This is a genomic window from Pseudomonas sp. 10S5 (genome assembly GCF_035019745.1).
GTDB lineage: Bacteria > Pseudomonadota > Gammaproteobacteria > Pseudomonadales > Pseudomonadaceae > Aquipseudomonas.
The window spans coordinates 1-17,097 of the sequence record NZ_JASJVL010000014.1 but is presented as its reverse complement, the minus strand read 5'-3'; the positions used below and the strand labels follow the sequence as shown (position 1 = coordinate 17,097).

17 protein-coding genes are annotated in these 17,097 nt (G+C 55.0%); 8 read left to right on the top strand and 9 right to left on the bottom strand.

What is annotated here, in order from left to right; genetic code table 11:
• The first annotated feature begins 32 nt into the window (after positions 1–32).
• The 7 genes from QN378_RS15960 (at position 33) to QN378_RS15930 (ending at position 8,310) form a co-directional block, all read left to right on the top strand.
• Complete coding sequence (locus QN378_RS15960) at positions 33–959, top strand: sugar ABC transporter substrate-binding protein (protein WP_322201972.1); 927 nt, start codon at positions 33–35, stop codon at positions 957–959.
• Positions 960–1,005: 46 nt separating this feature from the next.
• On the top strand, positions 1,006–2,568 hold the full coding sequence (locus QN378_RS15955) for a sugar ABC transporter ATP-binding protein (protein WP_322201974.1): 1,563 nt from the start codon (positions 1,006–1,008) through the stop codon (positions 2,566–2,568).
• Between the two features lie 32 nt (positions 2,569–2,600).
• Complete coding sequence (locus QN378_RS15950) at positions 2,601–3,623, top strand: ABC transporter permease (RefSeq protein ID WP_322201976.1); 1,023 nt, start codon at positions 2,601–2,603, stop codon at positions 3,621–3,623.
• 319 nt (positions 3,624–3,942) lie between these two features.
• On the top strand, positions 3,943–4,347 hold the full coding sequence (locus tag QN378_RS15945; protein ID WP_322201977.1) for a TraR/DksA family transcriptional regulator: 405 nt from the start codon (positions 3,943–3,945) through the stop codon (positions 4,345–4,347).
• Positions 4,348–4,536: 189 nt separating this feature from the next.
• Positions 4,537–6,192 (top strand): methyl-accepting chemotaxis protein, encoded by a 1,656-nt coding sequence (locus QN378_RS15940; protein ID WP_407074518.1) that lies wholly within the window; start codon positions 4,537–4,539, stop codon positions 6,190–6,192.
• Between the two features lie 391 nt (positions 6,193–6,583).
• Entirely contained in the window at positions 6,584–7,987 is a 1,404-nt protein-coding gene (locus QN378_RS15935; protein WP_322201979.1) for a DUF2235 domain-containing protein, read from the top strand.
• 134 nt (positions 7,988–8,121) lie between these two features.
• Positions 8,122–8,310 (top strand): hypothetical protein, encoded by a 189-nt coding sequence (locus QN378_RS15930; RefSeq protein WP_322201981.1) that lies wholly within the window; start codon positions 8,122–8,124, stop codon positions 8,308–8,310.
• Between the two features lie 20 nt (positions 8,311–8,330).
• Here QN378_RS15930 and QN378_RS15925 read toward each other — a convergent pair whose 3' ends face one another.
• Together QN378_RS15925 and QN378_RS15920 are read right to left on the bottom strand one after the other, a co-directional pair.
• Entirely contained in the window at positions 8,331–8,570 is a 240-nt protein-coding gene (locus QN378_RS15925) for a DUF2789 domain-containing protein (RefSeq protein ID WP_322201983.1), read from the bottom strand.
• Positions 8,571–8,703: 133 nt separating this feature from the next.
• Positions 8,704–8,934: a hypothetical protein gene (locus QN378_RS15920; protein WP_322201985.1), complete on the bottom strand. Its 231-nt coding sequence runs from the start codon at positions 8,932–8,934 to the stop codon at positions 8,704–8,706.
• A gap of 420 nt (positions 8,935–9,354) precedes the next feature.
• On the opposite strand from QN378_RS15920, the gene QN378_RS15915 reads away from it, so the two are divergent.
• Positions 9,355–9,822, top strand: a complete 468-nt coding sequence (locus QN378_RS15915) for a hypothetical protein (protein ID WP_322201986.1) — start codon at positions 9,355–9,357, stop codon at positions 9,820–9,822.
• 5 nt (positions 9,823–9,827) lie between these two features.
• Here the strand turns inward: QN378_RS15915 and QN378_RS15910 are convergent, their stop codons facing one another.
• From QN378_RS15910 to QN378_RS15880, 7 genes are all read right to left on the bottom strand, one after another.
• On the bottom strand, positions 9,828–10,196 hold the full coding sequence (locus QN378_RS15910; RefSeq protein ID WP_322201987.1) for a Na+/H+ antiporter subunit G: 369 nt from the start codon (positions 10,194–10,196) through the stop codon (positions 9,828–9,830).
• Positions 10,193–10,471: a K+/H+ antiporter subunit F gene (locus QN378_RS15905; RefSeq protein WP_322201988.1), complete on the bottom strand. Its 279-nt coding sequence runs from the start codon at positions 10,469–10,471 to the stop codon at positions 10,193–10,195. The genes QN378_RS15910 and QN378_RS15905 overlap by 4 nt, the downstream gene beginning before the upstream one ends.
• On the bottom strand, positions 10,468–10,956 hold the full coding sequence (locus QN378_RS15900; protein WP_322201991.1) for a Na+/H+ antiporter subunit E: 489 nt from the start codon (positions 10,954–10,956) through the stop codon (positions 10,468–10,470). Before QN378_RS15900 ends, QN378_RS15905 begins: the two co-directional genes overlap by 4 nt.
• Positions 10,953–12,620, bottom strand: coding sequence for a monovalent cation/H+ antiporter subunit D (locus QN378_RS15895; protein ID WP_407074519.1), 1,668 nt, complete (start codon positions 12,618–12,620; stop codon positions 10,953–10,955). Before QN378_RS15895 ends, QN378_RS15900 begins: the two co-directional genes overlap by 4 nt.
• A gap of 26 nt (positions 12,621–12,646) precedes the next feature.
• A complete protein-coding gene (locus QN378_RS15890) occupies positions 12,647–12,988 on the bottom strand; it encodes a Na+/H+ antiporter subunit C (RefSeq protein WP_322201995.1) in 342 nt (113 codons plus the stop codon).
• Positions 12,988–15,906 (bottom strand): monovalent cation/H+ antiporter subunit A, encoded by a 2,919-nt coding sequence (locus QN378_RS15885; protein WP_323548878.1) that lies wholly within the window; start codon positions 15,904–15,906, stop codon positions 12,988–12,990. The genes QN378_RS15890 and QN378_RS15885 overlap by 1 nt, the downstream gene beginning before the upstream one ends.
• Positions 15,907–16,145: 239 nt before the next feature.
• Complete coding sequence (locus QN378_RS15880) at positions 16,146–17,072, bottom strand: DMT family transporter (RefSeq protein ID WP_323548877.1); 927 nt, start codon at positions 17,070–17,072, stop codon at positions 16,146–16,148.
• Positions 17,073–17,097: the final 25 nt, after the last annotated feature.

The following is a 17,097-nucleotide window of genomic DNA, read 5'->3' as shown; positions in this document are numbered from 1 at the left end:
TACAACTACAAAAACGTGGAGACAGACCGATCATGAATACCCCTATCCGTTTCACTTCACTTGCCCTGACACTCATGTTCGCCAGCGGCGTAGCCTTGGCCGATATGAAAATCGGCGTGAGCATGTCGCAGTTCGATGACACCTGGTTGACCTACCTGCGTGAAGACATGACCGCCAAAGCCAAGACCGTACCCGGCGGCGTTTCGCTGCAATTTGTCGACGGTAGAAGCGATGTGGTCCAACAGTTGACCCAAGTGCAGAACCTGATCAATCAGAAGGTAGATGCCCTGATCGTCAACCCGGTCGACACCGCTGCTACCGCCAAAATCACCCAGGCGGCCGTCGCTGCGGGTATCCCGTTGGTATACGTCAACCGCCGTCCTGATGATCTCAACCTGCCTAAAGGCGTGATTACTGTCGCCTCCAACGATGAAGAGGCCGGCAAGCTGCAAATGCAGTACCTCGCTGACAAGATGGGCGGCAAGGGCAGCATCGTGATTCTGCTGGGGGATTTGGCCAACAATTCCACCCAGAACCGTACCAAAGGTGTCAAAGAAATCCTGGCCAAGTACCCCGGTATCAAAATCGATCAGGAACAGAGCGGGACTTGGTTGCGGCAAAAGGGCATGGACTTGACCAACGACTGGATCACCCAAGGCAAGAAGTTCGATGCTGTGGTAGCTAATAACGACGAAATGGCCATCGGGGCGTCCATGGCGTTGAAGCAGGCTGGCATTGCCAAGGGTAGCGTCTTGATAGCCGGTGTCGACGGTACTCCTGATGGTCTGAATGCGGTAACCAAGGGCGACATCGCGGTGTCGGTATTCCAGGACGCCAAAGGCCAGGCAGATGGCGCTATCGACGCGGCGGTAAAAATGGCCAAGAAGGAGCCGGTTGAGCAGTCGGTCTGGGTGCCTTATCGCCTGATCACGCCAGAAAATGTTGCTTCGTTCAAATAACTGACCCCTCTTTCTAGAACAAGAACGTCGCGAGAGGAATTGTCACATGTTCACTTCTGGTACGACTTCACGTAGTGCTCCAACCGATCTGTTGGCTGGTGCGGCCGCGATCGACAGCCCATATCTGCTGGAAATTATCAACGTCAGCAAAGGCTTTCCTGGTGTGGTGGCTCTGTCTAACGTGCAACTTCGTGTGCGTCCCGGCTCGGTACTGGCCCTGATGGGCGAGAACGGTGCTGGCAAGTCCACTTTGATGAAAATCATTGCCGGTATCTACCAACCTGATGAAGGTGAGCTGCGCTTGCGCGGCAAGCCCATCAGCTTCGAGTCGCCGTTGGCGGCGCTGCAAGCCGGAATTGCGATGATCCATCAGGAACTCAATCTGATGCCCCACATGAGCATCGCCGAAAATATCTGGATCGGGCGTGAGCAGCTCAATGGCTTGCACATGGTCGATCATAAAGAAATGTTTCGTTGCACAGCGACATTGCTAGAGCGATTGCGCATTAATCTGGCGCCGCAAGACTTGGTAGGCACTCTGACCATTGCCGAGCGACAGATGGTGGAAATTGCCAAGGCAGTTTCGTATGACTCGGACATTCTGATCATGGATGAGCCGACGTCTGCCATTACTGAAAAAGAAGTTGCCCACCTGTTCTCGATCATTGCCGACCTCAAGGCGCAGGGCAAAGGCATCATTTACATCACCCATAAAATGAATGAAGTGTTCAGCATTGCCGATGAAGTGGCGGTATTTCGCGATGGCACTTATATCGGCCTGCAACGGGCCGACAGCATGGACGGTGATAGCCTCGTGTCGATGATGGTCGGCCGCGAGCTGAGCCAGCTGTTTCCTGAGCGTGAAAAACCTAAGGGTGATTTATTGCTCTCAGTCCGTGATCTACGTCTGAACGGAGTATTTGAGGGGGTTTCTTTCGATCTGCACGCGGGGGAGATCCTCGGTATTGCGGGGTTAATGGGGTCAGGGCGCACCAACATCGCCGAAACTATTTTTGGAATTACGCCCTGTGACGGCGGCAACATCCAACTCGATGGCGTGAGTGTCCGTATCACTGATCCGAACCTGGCGATCAAGAAAGGCTTTGCGCTGCTGACCGAAGATCGCAAGCTCAGCGGGCTATTTCCATGTCTGTCGGTGTTGGAAAATATGGAAATGGCAATTATCCCGCACTACGCAGCAGGTGGTTTTATTCGACAGAAGGCCTTGCGTGCCTTGTGCGAGGACATGTGCCAAAAGCTTCGGGTGAAAACCCCGTCGCTAGAGCAGTGCATCGACAACCTGTCCGGCGGTAACCAACAAAAGGCGTTGCTCGCCCGCTGGTTAATGACCAATCCAAGAATTTTGATTCTCGACGAACCCACCCGAGGCATTGACGTCGGCGCCAAGGTCGAGATCTATCGGCTGATTTCTTATCTGGCCAGCGAAGGTATGGCGGTGATCATGATCTCGTCAGAATTACCTGAGGTTCTGGGCATGAGCGACCGGGTCATGGTGATGCATGAGGGCGAGATGATGGGCATGCTCGACCGTGGTGAAGCGACCCAAGAGCGGGTGATGCACCTGGCTTCTGGCAATTCGATTCACTAGCGGGCCGACGCAGCAGAAGAGGAACAACCGCTATGAACGCAATTTTAGGAAACAAACCTGCCGCTGTGCCAGCCAGGTCGAAACGGCGTCTGCCAACTGAACTGAGCATATTTTTGGTATTAATCGGTATCGGGTTGGTATTTGAAGTGTTTGGCTGGATCGTCCGTGATCAGAGTTTTCTGTTTAATTCGCAACGTCTGGTATTGATGATCCTGCAAGTTTCTATCATTGGTCTGCTCGCCATCGGCGTGACCCAAGTGATTATCACCACGGGTATCGATCTGTCCTCCGGTTCGGTACTGGCGCTGTCGGCAATGATTGCTGCCAGCTTGGCGCAAAGCTCCGACTACACCCGTGCAGTGTTTCCGTCACTGACCGACCTTCCGGTATGGATTCCAGTGGCGGTGGGGTTGGCGGTTGGACTGGTGGCGGGGGCAATCAACGGCAGCATCATTGCGATCACCGGCATCCCGCCCTTCATTGCAACTTTGGGCATGATGGTCTCAGCCCGCGGCATGGCGCGTTTCTATACTTCAGGGCAGCCGGTGAGCATGTTGAACGACTCCTACACTGCTATTGGTCAGGGCGCAATGCCGGTGATTATCTTCCTGGCAACGGCGTTGGTGTTTCACATTGCTCTGCGTTACACCAAATACGGGAAATACACTTACGCCATCGGCGGCAACATGCAGGCTGCGCGCACGTCTGGAATCAACGTAAAGCGGCACCTGATTATTGTTTATAGCATCGCCGGTTTGCTGGCGGGGTTGGCGGGGGTCGTGGCATCGGCGCGGGCAGCCACCGGACAGGCTGGCATGGGCGTTTCCTACGAATTGGATGCAATTGCTGCCGCGGTGATCGGCGGTACTAGTCTGGCAGGCGGTGTGGGGCGAATCACCGGTACCGTCATCGGTGCGTTGATACTGGGTGTCATGGCCAGCGGATTCACGTTCGTTGGGGTCGATGCCTATATTCAGGACATCATTAAGGGCCTGATCATTGTCGTGGCTGTGGTGATCGACCAATACCGCAACAAGCGTAAAATCAAACGTTGATCGCTGAGCGCTCTTCGGGGGACCAGTTCTGGTCCCTGTGTCTTGTCTTCTCCCTTCAAATTGGAACTGAGGCCAGGTTTTATGGGTCAGACGCTCGCGCCCGTCCGACCAGTGGTCTTTCAAGCCCCTGCGTGACGGCCTTAAGTGACTTGTTGCGCGAAACTGCTTCAATTATGTTGCTGTGTCCACAGCCCGGCCTTAGACTGCCGCCCCTCATAAATTGAGTGCCAGGTGGCGCTTAGAGACTGTGGCGCTTTTTCGGCAACGCTGAGTCGCTCCCTAATTCGCCCTAATGCACGTATTTTTTATAGAGAAATCAATGACAAAGGACAAGTTGCTGGCGATGCCGGCCGATGACTACATGAATGCAGAGCAGCACGCCTTCTTCGTTGAGCTGCTGCAAGCCATGAAAGTCGAGATCCATGAGCGTATCGATCAAAGCCGTATCGCGATTGAAAGCTTGGACACGCCCGCTGACCCTGCCGATGCGGCTTCGGTTGAAGAGGAGCGTCACTGGCTGGTCAACATAATTGACCGTGATCAGCGCATGCTTCCACAACTGGAAATGGCGCTTGCTCGCATTTCCGATGACAGCTTTGGCTGGTGCGACGACAGCGGCGAGGCCATTGGCCTTAAACGTCTGCTGATCAGCCCGACCACCAAGTACTGCATCGAAGCTCAAGAGCGTCACGAGCAAATCGAAAAGCATCAGCGTCAGGCCTGATCCCGCCACGTGTTGCTCTACGGGGGTACTCAGTGCCTCCGTATTTACCCGATCTTGTTTAACCCCTGCGCAGAACGCTAACGTGCTTTATGCACTTACCGCACCTTACAACTAACGACCCATAGCTAATGGCCAATGTCTGGCGTTTAATGCAGGCATAACAACCAAAAATGTAGATGGGTGACAAACATGGCTGGAGTTGGACCTCTCACGGGAACGCTGTCGTCGAAGGCCCAGGCCTCCAACGCATTGGCCACGAAAGCGCAACCTTCCCTCAGCAGCGCCCGCTGGCTGACCCCTTTGATGCAAAGCATTTTGCTGTGCCTGTTGCTGACGGCAATGGCCTTTCTCAGCGTTTCGGTCTACGTCAGCCTACCGTTAATGATGGTGGTTATCTGGCTGCCTCGCCTGTTTGCCGCGCCCTCGGTTGCGGTCGTCACGCTGAGCGGCGGCGACGGTCTGGAGCAATTGACCCGCGATCTGTCGTACGCCACCAGCCACAACGCACTGTCCGCCGCCAGCGTGGCATTTTCCGTAGGCCAGTTGGCAAGCAAGGTCCAGTCGCAGCTCGACGCGGCCGAGCAAATTGTCAGCAGCGCTGATGTGATGATTGCCACCGAGCAAGCAACTTCTCAGTTGAGTCAACAGGCACTCAGCGCCGCCAGCGAAGCCCGTGTCAGCAGCGATGCCGGGCGCAGCGTACTCGCCGAGTCCATTACACGGATGCACCAGTTGAGCAAGCGCGCCGTCAGCAGTCGCGAGCTGATCGAAGCCCTTAACCAGCGCAGCTCGGACATTCAGCGTGTCACCTTGGTTATCCAGTCCATTGCCAGCCAGACCAATTTGTTAGCGCTCAACGCCGCCATTGAAGCTGCTCGCGCGGGTGAGCACGGGCGTGGTTTTGCCGTGGTTGCCGATGAAGTCCGGGGTCTGGCAGGGCGCACGGCCAGCGCCACCGAGGAAGTCGGGCAAATGGTGGCCGATATCCAGCAGCGTACTGGGCAAGTAGTCGAACAGATTCGGCAATTATCCAGCGACCTGGACACGGGGGTCGAACAAGTAGAACGAACCGGTCAACATTTGGAGAATATTGCCCGGTTAGCCGCTGGAGTTGAAACGCAAGTCAGCGAAATCGCTGCAGGCGCGCAAACTAATCAACAACAATTGAGCAGCCTGTTTACCGCCGTTGAGCAAATGCGCGGCGATTTAGCCATCAGCGATGAGCAAACACAACAACTGGCAAAAGCGGCGGTGCAGATGGAGGGCCAAGCGGAAACCATCAGCGAGCGGTTGGCACAGGTTGGCTTGGATGATTACCACCAGCGTGTTTACGATCTGGCTCTTGAAGGGGCGCGTCAAATATCGGCTCAATTTGAAACGGATATTGAGCAACGTCGTGTCAGCCTTGAGGACTTGTTCGACCGCAGTTACCAACTGATACCGAAAACTGCTCCCCCCAAATTTCAAACGCGTTTCGATCGATATACCGACCAGGTGCTGCCTTTGATTCAGGAGTCGTTGTTGCCGCGCCATGAGGGCTTAGTGTTTGCCATTGCATGCACACCTCAAGGTTACGTGCCGACACACAATACCGCGTTCAGTCAGCCGCTGACCGGCGATACCCAATTAGACACCTTGCAGAATCGTACAAAACGCAAGTTCGATGACCGTACTGGCATTCGCTGCGGCAGTCATCAGCAGCCTGTGCTGTTGCAGACTTACACCCGCGACACTGGTGAGCTGATGCACGATCTTTCAGTACCCATCATGGTTCAAGGTCGTCATTGGGGTGGACTGCGTCTGGGTTATAAACCCGAAGGCGTGCCACCCTCCAGGCGTGGCTAAGAAGTGCCTTCGCAAATCAACGATTTCCGCTATCTACTTGTGGGGATCGTCTGAAGTTTAACTTCGGATAATCATCGACTCTGAGGATATCTATTTCCTTTGAAAGTTTAGTTTTATTTTTATTTGGCTATTTTGCAGGACGTTTAAGTTAAGTACCTCTCTAAAGTCGTTAACGTTTGTGGGACTGTTCTGGAATGTCGTGATGACCTTGACGTTGGTTCGTCGCTGAGCAAGCTGGTTTAAATCAACGGTATTTTTTGATTTAAGCAGTCTGACTTTCAGCTGCATTCCAAAGGCATTGAGCATTATGGTTTCTATATTTAAAACATTCTGTGAAGCGCGCGGCCCTCGCCCTCAAGTTCAAACGCGTGGTGTGACGGTGCGCATCGGCATGTTCTTCGATGGAACAGGCAATAACCGAATCAACTCTCAAATCGCGGCCGATTGCCGTGCCCAAGCGGCGATGAACAACAACGCTCATACTGGCGCTTGCGCGGGGCGTCATGCGAATTTAACCAGCAGTTATGCTAACGACGTCACAAACATTGCCCGGCTCTATGAACTTTATGTTTTGCGGCCCACTGCGCAAGAGACGCCACAAGGGTTAAGCGTGTGTGCGCCGATTTATATCAGTGGCGCAGGCACTACTGCTGGTAAGCACGACTCTGTTTGGGCTGGCCAAGTCTTAGGGCGCGGCACCACGGGTGTACTGGCCAAGGTCGCAGAGGGGGTGAAAATGCTCCGTACAGTACTGGAGACCTTTGAAGCCAATAATCACTGTTGCACAGTGGAGGGGTTGGAAATTGACCTATTTGGATTTAGCCGTGGCGCTGCCTCTGCTCGCCATTTCGCTAATGAAGTATTAAGACAGGACAAAGGCGCACTTGGCCCTTTGCTCAAGCTGCAAAGCATTCCCTGGGGGCCTGACTTCGCGTGGTGTAAGGGCAGCGTCCGCTTGAAGGTAATAGGTTTGTTCGACACTGTGGCGGCGATCGGTAGTCTTTCGGACTTTGGCAATGTCAGGGACGCTTTCAATCGTCAGGTCAACCTCTACCTGCCTCCAGGCAGTGCTCAACAGGTGTTTCATTTGGTTGCTGGAGATGAGCAACGGCGTAATTTTGCTTTGAACAGCGTAACGCCAGGTTGGCCCAAGGAGATTGTATTGCCGGGGGCTCACTCTGACATTGGCGGTGGCTACCATCTGAATGTTCGCGAAAAGGTGCTGCTCACCCGTCCTCGTCGCAGCGTCGTTAGTCTCGATACCGCTTTTAATGAAACGGTTGCCTGGCGGGAAAGCCAAGCTGACCTTCAGAAGATAGATGCAAGGGAATGGTTAGATCCGCAAGATACAGAGGCTTCGCTATCTATCGAAATTGATGAGCGTATCCCCAATGCGGGTAGCGAGAGGGTCGGGGTCAAAGCGGTTGTGGCGGCAGTTAGCATGAATCGCCGGATCTACGGTCATCTTTCCCGGGTTTATCTGCGTGTGATGCATGAGTTAGCCACCGCCGAGGGAGTTCCCCTGGAACCGGTGCCGGACAGTCCGGCGCTTAGCCTGGTTCCGGAATTACAGGTCATCGCGCAAAAGCTGATTGCTTACGCCAAAGGTGGCCCCTACTTGCTGGATGAAGGAGAGCAGCGTTTGTTGCGCCGACGTTTCATCCACCGATCTGCACATTGGAGTGCGTTGGTCGGCAGCGGAGCTGGCCCAAACAACTCGATTTTTGTTCATGCCCCAGAGTCTGGAGGAAGGGTTTGCCATCCAAACATCGGGCGACAGGGCCATTCACAATAACGTTCGCCATTGATATTGGGGGTTATTAGCTGTGATGTACCGAAGCTATGCGGGGCATAGCTTTTTCCCCAGGCGTGTAATCCCTAAAGTGGCGTTATCGTTACCTCGCTAATGAAGTTCTCGGGAGTACGCTCATGCAAGGCAAACTTGATGTCGCCGTCATGATAGGAAGTGGAGTTCCACCCTCGATTCGCGCCTTGGGCCAGCAGATATGCTGGGTCGTCTTGCTCAACGGTGAGCGCCGCGGCACTGCGTTTGCCAGCCGAAATGATGCCGAAGAATGTCGGTCAGCCTGGGCCGCGCAATTGTTGATAACCGCCTGAACGAAGCAGTTGCTGACTGTCTAGTTGGCTTCGTGCAGTAGCACATTGAGTTCATCCACTACAGGCGCCCAATCGGCGTCTATGTGCAGTTGCTCTTTAAGAAATTTCGCCTGTTGCAGTGTCCAGAAGTCGGCGTCGATCAGTTTGACGCCTTCCGGCAATGGGCCATGGCTGTCGACAAACGCATCAATACTGGCCTGATCGGAATCAAGGCCCAGTTGTTCGAATAACGTCTGTAAGGTCGGTGTAGTAAGGTCCATATCATCTCCGTGGCGGACAAGTAAACCGTTCAATGCGCAAGGCCATGTACCTTAACCTTGCAAAGATCTGAGGCTTTGGCTTGGAAAGAGTTCGGCGGAAAACTTCGAAGAAAAAAATCTGGACAAGGGTGGACTAAGCGCTTAATGCACCAGCGTCTACAGCCACTTTTAAGGCCTTGGCCGATTCCTTAGCCGCCGCCGCCGCGACGTCAGCGGTTTTGAACCATCGATCTTTTTCGACTTGGTGGTAGCTGATAGCGTTCTTACCTTCCTTGGCCCGCATTACAATGACAGCCTGGTACTCACCTTCGAGTTCTCTGGATTCACCCCAGATGAAGAATTCGCCGATATCAAATTCAGTCACTATTACCTTCCCATGATGACGAGTTGCTACTCTATGGCGTGCTTGTGCGTCGCCAGTAGTCTTGGTGTACGCGAGTATGGCAGTTGTTGGCGCACTCAGGCGTGGTTTAGCACTAACGGTGACGAATGACAGCCCGCAAGATCGGGCATTATTTGACACCGGCGTGCTTGCGGCGGGCGGGTAATCGGTCTATTGCTTAGTAGCGGACGAAAGGTATATATCCGTAATGCGCCGCTAGCCGGTAGAATTGCGTTTCTGTCTCCCCTCGGATTTACCATTCGATATTCCCCGGCACTGGGGGGTAACGTTCTGCAAGGTTAGAGCGATATTGCTAGGCTCCTAGCCTTGTGGGCCAAGACCCGTTTTCTGTGGCGCCCGGCACCTGTGGGCACACTCATTTTCAAGTTTGAGGATTTTTCATTGGCAGTCAGTAATCTGGACATGCACGCACTGTTCGTACTTGGCGATCTGCGCGCCAAGCTGGTCAAGCAGTTTCAATCCCGTTTCGTTTATGTCACCGAGCAAAATGCCGAAGGCATTTACATTGCAGAAATCGACACTGAAACCGCGCTGGTGGTGGACGATAAACCTCGACTCGAACTCAAAGTAGGGGATCATTTTCGCGCTGCGGTTTTGCCCAGCCGTGAAGGTGGAAAGTTTGAATTGAAATTTCGCGATATCAAGTTGACGGTCTACGGTCTTGGCGAATATGCCTATGTCGATACCGCTGACGGTCACGGTATTGTGTTCAAGGAAGGTCAGACCGTTGTCACGGTGTTCGCTGCCCATGAGCAGTTGCAAGGGACTTTGAGCAAGACATTGAAAGCGGTGACCGGCAAAGCCGCCAAGTGGCGTAAAGGTGAACTGACCTTCAAGGCCAGTGAATAATTAACTTATCGGCCACTGGCATCACGTTCGCCGCTGATTTCTGATGGCACGTCATCGCCGGCTATGCGTTTGCGAAAAAGCCCGGTACGCGCTAACAGTAGAGTAGTGACCGGGGCGGTGATCGCCAACAGTATCGGGATTAGCCAAGCGTGCAGCACCGGCCCGGATTTCAGGGTTGAGAAATAAATGATCGAAGCCAGCGCGACCAGCCACGCACCGAGCGTCGATGCCAGCGCTGGCGGGTGCATGCGTTGAAAGAAATCCTGCATTCGCAGCAGACCCAAGGCCCCGGTCAAGGCGAACAGGCTGCTGGATAGCAGCAATAGCGCAGTAACGACTTCGACCCAGAACGGCAAAACGCTGAGCGAGTTCACTCGATCACCTCCCCACGCAACAGAAATTTTGCCAGCGCAAATGAACCGACGAAGCCAAATAAGGCGATAAGCAACGCGGCCTCGAAATAGGTGTCGCTGGCGTAGCGAATACCCAGCACCAGCATCATTAACATGGCGAGCACGTAGAGATAATCCAGTGCTAGAACCCGGTCCTGCGCGGACGGGCCGATGAACAAGCGAATCAACGTCAGCAGCATCGCCAAGGCGAAGATACACAGGGTTAGCAGAATTGCGTTGGACAGCAGATCACTCATTGGAATATTTCCATCAGCGGGCGCTCATAACGGTATTTGAAATGCTCAATGAATTGCGCTTCATCGTTCAGATCAAACACATGCATCAACAATACGCTGCGGTCTAGCGCCAGTTCAGACCACACGGTACCGGGCACAACCGTGGAAATCATCGATAACGCCGCCAAGCCATTGGCATCGCGTAAGTCCAAAGGTACTTTGACGAACGCTGGATGAGGCGGGATTCGTTTGGCGTTCCACACGCTCCAACCCACTGCCAGGTTAGAGGTAATAACATCGCAGCCCACCTGCAGGAACAATTTCAATATTGTCTTTGGTTTGCCGATGTGAACCGGCAGCGGGCGCAGCGGCGCGGTTAGCACCGGTGCAACAAGCCCGAGCAGCGCGCCAAGCAGTACGTTGCCTAGGCTAAGTGACAGGTTCAGTAGGAGCCACAGGATCAAGAGTGCCAATGAAAGCCATGGGGCAGGAAAGAAGCGCTTCATGGTTGTATCTCCTCGGCAGCCGTCGGGCCGGGAAGGGGCCGCGCGGCCATCACCGACAACACATATTGCTGTGGATCATGCAACGCCGCAGCTGTGTCCTGTGTGTAGCGCAGCAAGGGTTCGGCTTTGAACGTCAGGGCAATGCATAGCCCCAGCAAAATCAGGATGGGCAGGCATTCGTAGCGGCGCAGCAGGGGGGCGGGCCGGTCCGCAGGCGTCCAGAAGCGCTGAATGCCGACTCTGGAAAAAGCCACCAGCGAGGTGAGGCCGGAAAAAATCAACAGTCCGATTAATGCCCAACTGGCGCCGGAAATCGCTTCGTCCTTGGCCACATTCAGGCCTAAGGGATTAAGCAATGCACTGAGTAGCGTCAGTTTGCCGATAAATCCGGACAGTGGCGGCATGCCGATGATCAACAAGGCGCACGCGATGAAACTCAGACCGAGGAAGGCCCTGGACATGGGTATAACCTGCCCGACCATCGCTTTCTGCTCATCATCAAGGTTGGTGCCCCGGGGCGGATGTAGCGACTCCACGGTTCTGGGCAACTGGTCGGCATCCTCCTCTAACGGTATTTCGTTTGCCGAACGCGACCGTTCAATCAGTTCGGCCAGCAGAAACAGAGCGCTCAGAGTCAGGGTCGAGCTGACCAGATAAAACAACGCGCCAGAGGTCAAACTTGGTTGCGCAAAACCGATAGCAGACAACAAGATGCCGGCTGACGCCAGAATGCTCAGGCTGGCCATTCGCTCAAGACGTTGCGCTGCAAGAATGGCTATCGCTGAGGTCGCTATCGTCGCCATGCCGCCATAGATCAGCCAATTTCCCCCAAAGAACGCAGATGTTCCTGCCTGCCCCGAAAACAACAACGTCCAGAGCCGCAACACCGTGTAAACGCCGACTTTGGTCATGATCGCGAACATTGCCGCCACCGGCGCGCTGGCGGCCGAGTAAGCTGGTACCAACCAGAAATTTAATGGCCACATCCCAGCTTTGGTCAGGAAAGCAGTGGCGAGAATGGCCGCGCCCGCGTGTAGCAAACCTCGATCAGCCTCGGGGGTTAACGGGATTTTCATCGCCAGATCGGCCATGTTCAAGGTGCCGGTAACGCCATAGATCATTGCCGCACCAATCAAGAATAGCGATGAAGCCACCAGATTGATGGTGATGTAATGCAAGCCCGCCGAAACTCTGGCGCGCCCGGAGCCATGCAGCATTAGTCCGTATGATGCCGCCAGCAGCACCTCGAAGAACACGAACAGATTGAACAAATCGGCCGTTAAAAAGGCCCCGTAAACGCCCATCAGTTGGATCTGAAACAACGCATGAAAACTGGCACCTGCCCGGTCCCAGCGTGCCAGTGCAAAAAGAAGGGCGCAGACGCCAATGATTCCGGTCAACACCAGCATCAGCGCAGAAAGATGGTCCACCACCAAAACAATGCCGAACGGTGCCTCCCAATTGCCAGGCAGGTAGACACCGATGGAGCCCGTGGTGCCATCCTGCTGGACCCACGCCAACAAACAGATCGATATGCTCAGTCCGATGAGCGTGGACATCAGGTTGATTTTGGCTTTTAGGGGCCGCCGCTTTTCACTGAGCAGCAACATCAGGGCAGCGGTGAGCAGTGGTAGCAGAATTGGCGCGACGATCAACTGACTCATTAACGTCGTAGGATTCAGTCCGGTCATTACTTCGGCTCCCGACCATCGACATGGTCGGTGCCGGTCAGGCCCCGCGATGCCAGCAGCAACACCAGAAACAGGGCCGTCATGGCGAAGCTAATGACGATCGCCGTCAGGACCAGTGCTTGCGGCAATGGGTCGGTGTAATTGAGCAAGTCATGGGGCACACCGTCTTTGATGATCGGCTCCTTGCCGATGAACAGGCTGCCCATGCTGAACATAAACAAATTGACCCCATATGACAGCAAGCACAATCCCATTACCACCTGGAATGTTCGTGGCCGCAGGATCAACCACACGCCTGAGGCGGCGAGTACACCGATGGCGATTGCGATGATTTCTTCCATCAGGCGGCTCCTTGCGTGGCGATGGGTTTGGGCAGTGAGGTCGGACGATGGCTACGCACCGATTGGTGGGCCAACGCCGTGAGAATCAGCAAGGTCGAACCCACCACCACGGCGTATACGCCGATGTCGAAAAACAGCGCGCTGGCGATATGCAGGTCACCCAGTAAGGGCAGATTTAGATGCGCGGTATGGGTCGTGAGGAAGGGATAACCCAAGGTCATGGCACCCAGCCCTGTCAGGGTCGCGCAGAAAAGGCCAGTGCCCATCCAGCGCAAGGGTCGCAGGCTCATTTGCGCTTCGACCCACTGCGTGCCCGCGACCATGTACTGCAAAATGAACGCCACCGACATCACCAATCCGGCAACGAAACCACCACCGGGCTGATTGTGCCCGCGCATGAATAAGTACATCGACGCCACAGACGCGATGGGCAGGAGCAAACGCACCAAGACGGCAGGCACCATCATGAAACCCAACGCTGTGTCGCTGGCGCTGCGCGGGTTGACCAGATCGGTCACCACGTCGCGGGCCAACAGGCGTTGTTGCGCGGGCAGTGGAATGCTTTCCTTGGGCGGGCGGAAACGTCTGAGCAAAGCGAATATGGTAAGCGCCACGGCGGCCAATACGGTGATTTCACCTAGCGTGTCGAAGCCACGAAAGTCCACCAGCATGACGTTTACTACGTTGCTGCCGCCGCCTTGGGGTAACGCGCGACTGAGATAAAAAGACGAAATCGTATTGGGTGTTGGCCGAGTCAGCATGGCGAAAGAGATTAACGCCATGCCGCCACCGACGAGTCCCGACAGTGCCAGATCTCGTAGCCGTCGCGTGCGTGCGCGCTTGAGACTGTCGGGTGATGGCGCGACATTCTCGTTACGCCTGGGCAGCCAACGCAGCCCGAGCAAAATCAGTACCGTAGTGACGACCTCCACCACCAGCTGGGTCAAGGCCAGGTCCGGTGCAGAGAACCAGACGAAAGTCATACAGGTCATCAAGCCGCAGACGCTGACCATGGTCAGTGCCGCAAGACGGTGATATTTAGCCTGCCATGCAGCGCCAATGGCACAAGCGATTGCAATGAGCCACAAGGTTACGAACACCCCGGAGCCGGGTATTTTTGGTCGATCCCCCCAACTTAAACCACTATGAAACAGTGGAATCCAGCCGGCGATCAGTGCCACGAACACCAGCAAAAATAACTGCGCCTGTAAGCGGCGGGTGCTGACCATTCGCTCAAAACGACGTGCCCAGCGCATTTTAAGCACAAGGGCTCGTTCGAAAAGGCGTTTTCCATTCAAGCGAGAAACCAGCGGTGGTCCGTTAAAACGCTGCTGTTTGAACGAGGTACGCAACAGCAGAAACAGCACGATGCCGCCGCCCATGGCCACCATGCTCATGATCATCGGCGTGTTCCAACCGTGCCAGATCGCCAGGCTGTACGCCGGCAGCGTGCCCCCCACCACCGGTTGTGCGGCCGCAGCCAACAACGGACCTACGGACTGCGCAGGAAAGATTCCGACGATCAGGCAAGTCAATACCAGCAGTTCCACCGGGACCCGCATCCAGCGTGGCGGTTCGTGAGGGATATGGGGCAAGTCGGTAGCCTTTGGACCGAAAAACACATCCACCGTAAAGCGTAACGAGTAGGCAACGCTGAGAGCCCCGGCAATGGTTGCCACTATGGGCAGAGCGACCTCGACCCACGCGGTGGAAGAGATGAACACGGTCTCGGCGAAGAACATTTCCTTGGACAAAAAACCGTTGAGCAGCGGTACGCCGGCCATGGCTGCGCTGGCAACCATGGCCAAGGTGGCGGTATAGGGCATGAGTTTGATCAAGCCACTGAGCCGTCGAATATCACGGGTGCCGCTTTCGTGGTCGATGATCCCTGCGGCCATGAACAGCGAAGCTTTGAACGTGGCGTGGTTGAGGATGTGGAACACGGCTGCAACAGCCGCCAACGGGCTGTTCAGGCCAAGCAGGAGCGTTATCAATCCCAGATGACTGATGGTTGAATATGCCAGCAAGCCTTTTAGGTCTGTCTGGAAAATCGCCGAATACGCGCCGAGCAGCAGCGTGCAGGCGCCCGCGCCACTAACGATCCAGAACCATTGTTCGCTGCCCGATAGCGCTGGCCAGAACCTCGCCAGCAAAAATACCCCGGCTTTGACCATCGTCGCCGAATGCAAATAAGCCGATACCGGCGTCGGCGCAGCCATGGCGTGGGGCAGCCAGAAGTGAAACGGAAATTGCGCGCTTTTGCTTAGGGCGCCGATCAAAATCAACGGCAGGAGTATGGGGTACAACGCGTGGGCTCGGATCTGGTCACCCGCTGCGAGCACTTTATCCAGGTCGTAACTGCCGACCACATGACCCAGAAGCATGACGCCGACCAACAATGCCAATCCGCCGGCACCGGTCACCACCAATGCCATATAGGCTCCCCGTCGCGCATCGGCACGGTGGTGCCAATAGCCAATCAACAGGAAAGAAAACAGGCTGGTCAGCTCCCAGAAAAATACGATCTGGATCAGGTTGCCGGAAATGACCAGACCCAGCATCGCCCCCATAAATGCGAGAAAAAACGCGAAAAAGCGCGGCACAGGGTCGTCGGGGGACATGTAATACCGGGCGTAAAGCGATACCAGCGCGCCGATACCTAGCACCAGCATCGAAAACAGCCAGGCCAAGCCGTCCATTCGCAACGAGAAGTTCAGGCCCAGACTGGGCAGCCAAAAGAACTCTTGGTGGATCACGCCGCCGTGAGCAATTTGCGGATACCACAACGCAACTTGGATCGCCCCGGCCAAGCTAAGCACGCCTGCCAGAATCGATTCGGCGTTACGCGCGTTATGCGGTAACAATGCCGCCAGACAGCTGCCGATAAAGGGCAATAGCAGCAGAACTATCAGGGACATAGGCTTCTACTCTGCAAGGGAATGGCGAGGATGATACGGGTCCGGTTGCTGGGCACCAACCGACAACTATGGCGAGATCCTACAGATACGCGTTACTAGGCTAGCCTGTAATTGGCCCCCCACATTTGTTGTCGCGCAGTAAACACAGGGTTTTTGTAGAAGCTATCCCGTAAAGATAAAAACGATTTTAAATTCAATAGGATATGAATTTTTAACGTGGGCAGGGTATCGGTCCGTTCTCAATCCTCCTTGCCTACCCAATTAATTTCATCCTGTTCATTTCGGACCTTCGCCTTTGTTCGTCCTTTTATTTCACTGACGATCACGCCCGCCACGATCAATGCTGCGCCAACTAATGCAATGGCAGGCAAACGTTCGCCCGCCAGGCGGCCGGCGACTCCCGCCCAGACAGGTTCGCCTGCGTAGATAACCGTTGCGCGAGTTGGTGAGACGGTTTTTTGCGCCCAGTTCATGGCCACCTGAATGGCAGCGCTGGCAGCACCAAGCCCCATCGCGCTGATAACCAACAGCCATGAAAATTTTGGCAAGGATTCTGCCGTTGGAACTACCATCAAAAACGACAATAAAGATGCGGTGGCCAACTGGACTACAGTCACCCGACGCACATCGACTTTGTCGGCGTAGGCGCTGATCAGGATGATTTCTGCGGCGATAGCGATGGCGCAGACCACGGTGGCTATCTCGCCGGGGCTGAGATTAAGTGAGGCGCCATTGGGACCGGACAATAGGACTAAACCGGCGAACGCCAAACCGATGCCAAGGCTGGGCATCAGTCCTGGGCGCCGCCCGAGCACCAGCCATTGCAGCAACGGCACAAAAGGTACATATAACGCAGTAATAAATGCTGACTGACTGCTGGGGATGGTTTGCAAACCGATCGTTTGCAGTCCATAGCCCAGCATTATTGCTACACCAATCAAGACGCCGGCCTTGAATTCCAGACGCGTCAGGTCGCGTAAGATGCGCAGCGAAAACAACGCGACGATGGATGCCGCGGCGGCAAACCGTAAACCTACAAAGAACAATGGCCCGCTGGAACTCAGGGCATGTTGTACCCATAGAAAGGTTCCGCCCCAGATCACCGTGATCAGGATCAGAACCGCTTCTGCTTTACTGATGCGAGGCGTCAGGCGCATAGACTGCATATTTATTCACCGGGCGGGTGGGGCT

Bases quoted from the DNA above. Each gene is read 5' to 3' on its own strand.
- QN378_RS15895 (WP_407074519.1), bottom strand. From the start codon at position 12,620: ATGAGTCAGTTGATCGTCGCGCCAATTCTGCTACCACTGCTCACCGCT.
- QN378_RS15900 (WP_322201991.1), bottom strand. From the start codon at position 10,956: ATGAAGCGCTTCTTTCCTGCCCCATGGCTTTCATTGGCACTCTTGATC.
- QN378_RS15890 (WP_322201995.1), bottom strand. From the start codon at position 12,988: ATGGAAGAAATCATCGCAATCGCCATCGGTGTACTCGCCGCCTCAGGC.
- QN378_RS15960 (WP_322201972.1), top strand. From the start codon at position 33: ATGAATACCCCTATCCGTTTCACTTCACTTGCCCTGACACTCATGTTC.
- QN378_RS15950 (WP_322201976.1), top strand. From the start codon at position 2,601: ATGAACGCAATTTTAGGAAACAAACCTGCCGCTGTGCCAGCCAGGTCG.
- QN378_RS15885 (WP_323548878.1), bottom strand. From the start codon at position 15,906: ATGTCCCTGATAGTTCTGCTGCTATTGCCCTTTATCGGCAGCTGTCTG.
- QN378_RS15935 (WP_322201979.1), top strand. From the start codon at position 6,584: ATGTTCTTCGATGGAACAGGCAATAACCGAATCAACTCTCAAATCGCG.
- QN378_RS15940 (WP_407074518.1), top strand. From the start codon at position 4,537: ATGGCTGGAGTTGGACCTCTCACGGGAACGCTGTCGTCGAAGGCCCAG.
- QN378_RS15945 (WP_322201977.1), top strand. From the start codon at position 3,943: ATGACAAAGGACAAGTTGCTGGCGATGCCGGCCGATGACTACATGAAT.
- QN378_RS15880 (WP_323548877.1), bottom strand. From the start codon at position 17,072: ATGCAGTCTATGCGCCTGACGCCTCGCATCAGTAAAGCAGAAGCGGTT.
- QN378_RS15905 (WP_322201988.1), bottom strand. From the start codon at position 10,471: ATGAGTGATCTGCTGTCCAACGCAATTCTGCTAACCCTGTGTATCTTC.
- QN378_RS15930 (WP_322201981.1), top strand. From the start codon at position 8,122: ATGCAAGGCAAACTTGATGTCGCCGTCATGATAGGAAGTGGAGTTCCA.
- QN378_RS15925 (WP_322201983.1), bottom strand. From the start codon at position 8,570: ATGGACCTTACTACACCGACCTTACAGACGTTATTCGAACAACTGGGC.
- QN378_RS15955 (WP_322201974.1), top strand. From the start codon at position 1,006: ATGTTCACTTCTGGTACGACTTCACGTAGTGCTCCAACCGATCTGTTG.